The organism is Methylibium sp. T29 (genome assembly GCF_000576205.1).
Lineage (GTDB): Bacteria > Pseudomonadota > Gammaproteobacteria > Burkholderiales > Burkholderiaceae_C > Methylibium > Methylibium petroleiphilum.
This window is the reverse complement of record NZ_AZND01000161.1, coordinates 1-7935: the sequence shown is the minus strand read 5'-3', so window position 1 is coordinate 7935 and position 7935 is coordinate 1. Positions and strand designations below refer to the sequence as shown.

Genomic DNA, 7935 nt, shown 5'->3' with positions numbered 1-7935 from the left:
CGATGCGGCGCGCCACGCGCACCGCGGGCGCCACCGTCGCCTCGCTGGCCTGCGGCAGGAACAGCCGGATCGCGAAGGCGGTGCCGCGGCCGGGCGTGCTGCGCACCGTCATCTCGCCGCCCATCAGGTCGGTCAGCATCTTCGCGATGGTGAGGCCGATGCCGGTGCCGTGCCCGCCGCCGGCCAGCGCGCCGCCGCGTTCGAAGGGTTCGAACACGCGCGCCAGCTCATCGGACGTCATGCCGGGGCCCGAGTCCTCGATCTCGAAGTGCGCGATCTCGCGCGCGTAGCGCATGCGGAACACCACCTCGCCCTGCGCGGTGAACTTCACCGCGTTGCCGAGCAGGTTGATGAGGATCTGGCGCAGCCGCTTCTCGTCGGCGCGCACCACGTCCGGGCCCTCGATCTCGTGGCGGAACACCAGGCCCTTGGCGCGCGCCTGCAGCTCGAACATGCGCGCGAGCTCCTGCACCGCCTCGCACAGCCGCAGCGGCCGCACCTCCAGCGCGAGCTTGCCGCTCTCGATGCGCGCCAGGTCCAGCGTGTCCTCGATCAGGCTGGCGAGGTGGTCGCCGCCGCGGCGGATCACGCGCACCGCCTGCGCGCGGTGCGGCGGCATCGCCTCGTCCTCCTCCAGCAGCTGCGCATAGCCGAGGATGCTGTTGAGCGGCGTGCGCAGCTCATGGCTGATGGCGGTGATGTAGCGGCTCTTGGCGCGGTTGGCCTGCTCGGCCTGGTGCATCGCGCGCTCGGCCTGCAGCTTGGCCTCCTGCAGCTGCGCGTCGGTGCGGCGGTGCGACTCGATCTCGGTGCGCAGCGCGGCGGTCTGGCGGTTGGACTCCTCCTGTGCGACCTCGCGGCTCTTGTGCGTGAGCACCAGCCACCAGGCCACGGTCCCGGCGATCAGCAGCAGCGCAGCGAAGGCCTTCACGAAGCCCAGCTTCAACGCACCGGCCACCGCCGGCGCGAGCGGCGCGCCGCTGGCGGCCAGCGTGCGCAGCTCCTGGTGGTAGAGCAGCGCGAACAGCCCGCCGAGCAGTGGCACCACGGTGAGCATCAGCAGCAGGTAGTGGCCCAGACCGGTGTCGATGTAGGGCCACACGGCGCGCGGCAGCAGGCGCCGCAGCGCCGCCGACCACTGCGCGGCGAGCTTGGCCTCGGGCGGCTTGCACAGGTCGCCGCAGCGCGCGTCGAGCGTGCAGCACAGCGAGCAGATCGGCCCGCCGTAGGCCGGGCAGGAAGCGATGTCGTCGCGCTCGTACTCACGCTCGCAGATGCAGCAGCGGCTGAGGCGCGGGTAACGCCCATCGTCGCCGGCCGCCAGCGGCTCGGGCTGGCGGGCGATGTAGTAGCGGCCCTTCGTGGCCCAGGCGATCAGCGGCGCGGCGGCGAAGGCGGTGACCATCGCGATGGCCGCCGACCAGGCCTGCGCCATGGGTCCGTACAGGCCGATGTGCGCGGTGATCGACAGCAGCGAGGCGATGCCCATCGCACCCACGCCGACCGGGTTGACGTCGTAGAGGTGAGCGCGGCGGAACTCGATGCCGGGCGGGCTCAGGCCCAGTGGCTTGTTGACCACCAGGTCGGCCACCACGGCCATCATCCAGGCGATCGCGACGTTGCTGTACAGCCCGAGCACGCTGCCGATGGCCTGGAAGACATTGAGCTCCATCAGCATCAGCGCGATCGCGGTGTTGAACACCATCCACACCACGCGGCCCGGGTGGCTGTGGGTGAGGCGCGCGAAGAAGTTGCTCCAGGCCAGCGAGCCGGCGTAGGCGTTGGTGACGTTGATCTTGAGCTGCGAGATCACGACGAACAGCGCGGTCGCCGCGACCGCCAGGCCGTAGTGCGGGAACACATGCTCGTAGGCCGCGAGGTACATCTGGTTAGGGTCGACCGCGCGGTCCAGCGGCACCATGTGGCTGATGGCCAGCCACGCCAGCAGCGTGCCGCCCAGCATCTTCAGCACGCCCGGCAGCACCCAGCCCGGCCCGCCGACCAGCACGCCCAGCCACCAGCGGCCGCGCTGGCCGGCGCGCTTCTCCGGCATGAAGCGCAGGTAGTCGGCCTGCTCGCCCATCTGCGTGATGAGCGCAATGCCCACCGTGGTGGCCGCGCCGAAGTGCAGCCACGAGAAGCCGGCCACGCCCTTCTCACCGCCGTATGCGAGCAGGCCGTCGACGACGCCCGGGTTCTCGGCGAACACGTAGACATAGGGCGCGACCAGCATGGCCAGCCACAGCGGCTGGGTCCAGACCTGCAGCCGGCTGATCGCGGTGACGCCGTGGGTCACCAGCGGGATCACGACCACCGCGCAGATCAGGTAGCCCCAGGCCGGCGGAATATCGAAGGCCAGCTCCAGCGCATACGCCATCACCGCGGCCTCGAGCGCGAAGAAGATGAAGGTGAAGCTCGCGTAGATCAGCGAGGTGAGCGTGGAGCCGATGTAGCCGAAACCGGCGCCGCGCGTCAGCAGGTCCATGTCGACGCCGTGACGCGCCGCGTAGACGCTGACCGGCAGCCCGGCCAGGAAGATCACCAGGCCGGTCACCAGGATCGCCAGCGCCGCGTTGACGAAGCCGTGCTGGACCAGCAGCGTGGCCCCCACCGCCTCCAGCACCAGGAAGGACGCGGCACCGCCGATGGCGGTGTTGGCCACCCGCCAGGCCGACCACTTGCGGAAGGCGCGCGGCGTGAAGCGCAGCGCGTAATCCTCCATGGTCTCGCGCGCGACCCAGCTGTTGTAGTCGCGGCGCAGCTTGATCACGCGCTGCACCGGCGCGGCGGGCGGCGTGTCGGAAGCAGGCGGCAGGGCGGCGGGGTGGGACGGCATGGGCAGCAGGGTTGTACCTCACCGATCAAGAACCGCACCAGCCGGCCCGGACGCCGGTGCACTAGCATGGCATCCATCCTGCTCACAGCGCCCCACCATGGACCTGACGCCCCGCGAGAAAGACAAGCTGCTGATCTTCACCGCCGCGCTGCTGGCCGAACGGCGCCGGGCCCGGGGCCTGAAGCTCAACCACCCGGAGGCCGTGGCGCTGATCACCGCCGCGATCCTGGAAGGCGCCCGCGACGGGCAGAGCGTGGCCCAGCTGATGAGCGCGGGCCAGCAGGTGCTGACCCGGGCCGACGTGATGGACGGCGTGGCCGAGATGATCCCGGACATCCAGGTCGAGGCGACCTTCCCGGACGGCACCAAATTGGTGACCGTGCACCAACCCATTGCATGAGGCCGCTCACATGACGCCTGGAGAGCTGTTGCCGTCCGACGGACCGGACCATGTGCTGAACCCCGATCGCCGCACGCTGACGCTGGTGATCGAGAACGGTGGCGACCGGCCGATCCAGGTCGGCTCGCACTACCACTTCGCCGAGACCAACGGCGCGCTGCGCTTCGACCGCGCCGCGGCCCACGGCATGCGGCTCAACATCGCCTCGGGCACCGCAGTGCGCTTCGAGCCCGGCCAGCAGCGCACTGTCGAGCTGGTCGACTACGCCGGCGACCGCACGGTCTACGGCTTCCGCGGCCTCGTGCAAGGAAAGCTCTGACATGGCCACCATCGGACGCCGCGCCTACGCGGAGATGTACGGACCGACGGTGGGCGACCGCGTGCGGCTGGCCGACACCGAACTCGTCATCGAGGTCGAGGCCGACTACACGTTGCGCGCCGGCGGCTACGGAGAAGAAGTGAAGTTCGGTGGCGGCAAGGTCATCCGCGACGGCATGGGCCAGAGCCAGCGGCCCAACGGCCCCGGGCCGCACGACGCGGTGGACTGCGTGGTGACCAATGCGCTGATCCTCGACCACTGGGGCATCGTGAAGGCCGACATCGGCCTGCGCGGCCAGCGCATCGCCGCGATCGGCAAGGCCGGCAACCCGGACGTGCAGCCGGGCATCGACATCGTCATCGGCCCGGGCACCGAGGTGATCGCTGGCGAGGGCCTGATCGTGACCGCCGGCGGCATCGACTGCCACATCCACTTCATCTGCCCGCAGCAGATCGAGGAGGCGCTCTCCAGCGGCGTGACCACCATGCTCGGCGGCGGCACCGGGCCGGCCACCGGCACCTTCGCGACCACCTGCACGCCGGGGCCGGAGAACATCGCCAACATGCTGCGGGCGGCCGACGCCTTCCCGATGAACCTGGGCTTCTTCGGCAAGGGCAACGCGAGCCGCCCCGAGGCACTGCGCCAGCAGGTCGAGGCCGGTGTGATCGGCCTCAAGCTGCACGAGGACTGGGGCACGACGCCGGCCGCGATCGACTGCTGCCTGTCGGTGGCCGACGAGGGCGACGTGCAGGTGGCGATCCACAGCGACACGCTGAACGAGTCGGGCTTCGTCGAGAACACGGTCGCGGCGACGAAGGGCCGCACGCTGTGCGCCTTCCACACCGAGGGCGCCGGCGGCGGCCACGCGCCCGACATCCTGCGCGTGGTGGGCGAGGCGAACTTCCTGCCGTCCTCCACCAACCCGACGATGCCCTACACCGTCAACACGCTCGACGAGCATGTCGACATGCTGATGGTCTGCCACCACCTCGACGCGGCGATCGCCGAGGACCTGGCCTTCGCCGAGAGCCGCATCCGCCGCGAGACCATCGCGGCCGAGGACATCCTGCACGACCTGGGCGCGATCAGCATGTTCAGCTCGGACTCGCAGGCCATGGGTCGCGTCGGCGAGGTGGTGCTGCGCTGCTGGCAGACCGCGCACAAGATGAAGGTCCAGCGCGGCAAGCTGCCGGGCGACCCGGAGCGCCACGACAACGGCCGCGCCAAACGCTACGTGGCCAAGTACACGATCAACCCGGCCATCGCACACGGCATCAGCCACGAGGTCGGCAGCATCGAGGTCGGCAAGTGGGCCGACCTGGTGTTCTGGCGGCCGGCCTTCTTCGGCGTGAAGCTTCGCTGGTGATGAAGGGCGGCTTCATCGCGTCGGCGCTGATGGGCGATGCCAACGCCAGCATCCCGACGCCGCAGCCGGTGCACTACCGGCCGATGTTCGGTGCCTTCGGTGGCGCGCTCACGCGCGGTTCGCTCAGCTTCGTGAGCCAGGCCGCGCTGGCCTCGGAGGTGGGCAGCGTGTACGGCCTGCGCAAGCCGCTCTCGGCGGTGAAGCAGTGCCGCACCGTCAAGAAGGGCGACATGGTGCACAACGCCTACCTGCCGCGCATGGAGGTCGACGCCCAGACCTACCAGGTGCGCGCCGACGGCCAGCTGCTGACCTGCGAGCCGGCCACCGCCCTGCCGATGACGCAGCGCTATTTCCTCTTCTGATCCGCGGGCCCCGGCGGGGCCCCGGGCGGCAGCCCCTCCTGTGTGGCGCGCGCCATCAGGGCCCGGCAGTCGCGGTCCTCGCCGGGGCCGGTCTCGATCAGCGGGATGATCGCGGCGAGCGGGTTGATCAGTCCGAGCAGCAATGCGCCACCGCCGCGCGCCAGCAGTCGCGCCTTGTCGGGCGACACCTGCGGCTTCGCGAACGGGCCCTTCACGTCGAACGGCACGCGGGCGCTCAGCGGGCTCAGGTCCTTGGCCGTGGGCGTGACGCGCAGGTCGAGCTGCTCGTTCGTGAAGTCGGCCCGGCCGCGCGCCTCGATCACCGTGTCCACGGTGTCGAACACCGCGGCGCGCGTGCTCATCTGCCCGCGCTGGAAGCCGACGTCGACCAGCGCGCAGCGCACCTCGACCGAGCGGTCACCTCGCACCAGGAAGCTCAGTGCCTCGTAGGCGTCGAGGTCCAGCAACTCGAGCAGCAGGTTGCTGACCTGCCCGCGGCCCATCGCGAGCTGGGCCTCGCCATCGGCGCTGCCCAGCATCTGGGCGAACGACTGGCCCTGGCCGGCGAGCACGAGCCGACCGTTGATCGCGCCCAGCGCGCTCTTGGTGCTGCGCAGCTGCGGCAGCAGCGTGTCGAGCTGCAGGCGGCGCAGCTTCAGGTCGAGCTGCGCCGCCATCGGCTGCACGCGGCCGTCGATGTGCAGGTCGCCGTCGAGCCGCCCGCCGCCGAGCTGCAGCAGCAGCGGCGAGAGCGTCAGGCGACGATCGTCCATCTTCACGCGGAAGTCGAGCTTGCCGATCGGGAAGCTGCCGAGGTTGCGCACCTCCTGGCCGACGAAATGCACCTCGGCGTCGAGCGTGCCCCACTTGTCGGCGTCGAAGCGCTGCTGGGGCAGCACGCGGCGCGGGCCGTCGGACGACGGCGCCGACGCAGCGGCCGCGGCGGCCGGTGTCTTCTTCGCGCTCGTGGCCGGCACGGCCCTACTTGCGGCCGGGCGTGCCTTGCCGATCACCGGGCCGAAATCGGCCAGGTCGAGCGAGCTCGACACCAGCTCGCCGCTGAACAGCGAGCGCGGCGCGCGGCGCTCGAAGGCGACACGGCCGCCGAGGTCGCTGCGGCCGACAACGGCCTTGAAGTCCTCGTAGGTCCAGCGTGTGCCATCGAAGCGCAGCCGTCCCTCGGTCTTGTAGGGAGGCGTGTCGGGCAGGCCGACTCCGGCAATGCGGTGCCATTCGCCGAGCGAGCTGCCGGCGAGCTCGATCCGCAGGTCGGCGCGCTGCGGCTCGCGCGGCCGCACGATGCTGCCGTTCGCGGCGATCGCGGTGCCGCCGATGCGCCCGTCGAGCTCGAAGGCATAGGCTGGTCCTCGTTGCGCAGCTGCAGCACCTCGTCGCCTTCCGCGCGGCCCTTCACCGGCAGGTCGTTCCAGCGGCCACTGGCCTCCGCCTGCAGGCGCGGGCGACCCCCGTCGACGCGGGTCTGCACCGCGAAGCGCACCTCGGCGCGCCGCGCGGTTTCGGCATAGGTGACGACGCCGCGGTCCAGCGCCACGCTGCCAAGGAACAGGGTGCGCTTCCCGTCGTTCTGCGCGCGCTCCAGCCGCCAGGTGCGGCGGCCGTCCGGCGCGCGCTCCAGCCACAGGTCGGGCTGCTCGGCGCGCACGTGCGGCAGCACGATGCGCCCGCGCAGCAGCGGCCACAGTGCCACCTCAAGCTCGACGCGGCGCGCTTGCAGGAAATCGGCGCGCCCGGCCCAGGCCGGGTTGCCGATCCGCAGGCCCTCCGCGGTGAGCCGTCCATGGCGACCGAAGCGCCACCACAGGTCGCCGTCGATCACCAGCGTGCGGCCGGTGGCCGCCTGCACCCGCTCACCGATCCAGCCCCGCAGCGGGTTGAGCTTCCAGGGCACGATCCACGCGACCGCGAGCGCGATCGCCAGCGCGAGCAAGACGATCGCCAGACGGCGCAGCAGGGACGGGAAACGGGTCGGCATCGGATCTCGGCGGCGCGCGGCGCGGAGGGGCGGGCGCGAACTGCGAGCGTGACGCGGCCGGGCCGTCGCCGCCATCGGCCGGCGGCGGGTCGGCCTGTAGGCCGTGGCCTACGGTGGCGCGCAGCCAGGGGCATACTCGCGCCATGCTGACCCTCAACAAACTGCTCGCGCGCGGCGCGGGCCTCGCACCCGCGCTGCTGAAGCGCGCCGCGACGGTGGAACTCGACTGGGACGTGCGCCAGAAGAGCCGCTTCGATGCCACCGACTCGCAGGGCCGCGCGCTCGGCGTGTTCCTGCCGCGCGGCAGCGTGGTGCGCGGCGGCGACGTGCTGGTGGCCGAGGACGGTTCGCTGGTCCGCGTGATCGCCGCGCCCCAGTCGGTGCTGGTGGTGAGGCATTGCAGCGAACACGGCTCGGCCTTCGACCTGCTGCGCGCCGCCTACCACCTCGGCAACCGCCATGTGCCGCTGGAGCTGCAGCCCGACCGCCTGCAGCTCGAGCCCGACCATGTGCTGGCCGACATGTTGCGCGCCATGCACCTGATCGTCAGCGAGGCGCAGGCGCCGTTCGAGCCCGAGAGCGGCGCCTACGGCGAGGCGGCCGCGCACGGGCATGGCCACGCCGGGCACGATCACGCGCACGACCACGACCACGGACCG

The 7935-nt window shown here is 71.4% G+C and carries 5 protein-coding genes and 2 pseudogenes; 4 read left to right on the top strand and 3 right to left on the bottom strand.

Going from position 1 to position 7935, the window contains the following annotated elements; all coding sequences use genetic code 11:
- Positions 1-2836, bottom strand: a 2836-nt coding sequence (locus x551_RS15870) for an ATP-binding protein (protein WP_036249434.1), incomplete at its 3' end; no start/stop codon positions are given.
- A gap of 97 nt (positions 2837-2933) precedes the next feature.
- Between x551_RS15870 and x551_RS15865 the strand changes: the two genes are divergently transcribed.
- From x551_RS15865 to ureC, 3 genes and pseudogenes are all read left to right on the top strand, one after another.
- Positions 2934-3236: an urease subunit gamma gene (locus tag x551_RS15865; protein ID WP_011828269.1), complete on the top strand. Its 303-nt coding sequence runs from the start codon at positions 2934-2936 to the stop codon at positions 3234-3236.
- 10 nt (positions 3237-3246) lie between these two features.
- Entirely contained in the window at positions 3247-3555 is a 309-nt protein-coding gene (locus x551_RS15860; protein WP_011828268.1) for an urease subunit beta, read from the top strand.
- 1 nt (position 3556) lies between these two features.
- A pseudogene (gene ureC / locus x551_RS15855) lies at positions 3557-5283 on the top strand (urease subunit alpha).
- Here the strand turns inward: ureC and x551_RS24535 are convergent.
- Together x551_RS24535 and x551_RS27525 are read right to left on the bottom strand one after the other, a co-directional pair.
- Complete coding sequence (locus x551_RS24535; protein WP_161728050.1) at positions 5268-6581, bottom strand: AsmA family protein; 1314 nt, start codon at positions 6579-6581, stop codon at positions 5268-5270. The pseudogene ureC and the gene x551_RS24535 overlap by 16 nt on opposite strands.
- A 293-nt stretch (positions 6582-6874) precedes the next feature.
- A pseudogene (locus x551_RS27525) lies at positions 6875-7276 on the bottom strand (AsmA family protein); the annotation flags it as partial.
- Positions 7277-7419: 143 nt separating this feature from the next.
- On the opposite strand from x551_RS27525, the gene ureE reads away from it, so the two are divergent.
- Positions 7420-7935, top strand: a 516-nt coding sequence (gene ureE, locus x551_RS15840) for an urease accessory protein UreE (protein ID WP_036249425.1), incomplete at its 3' end; no start/stop codon positions are given.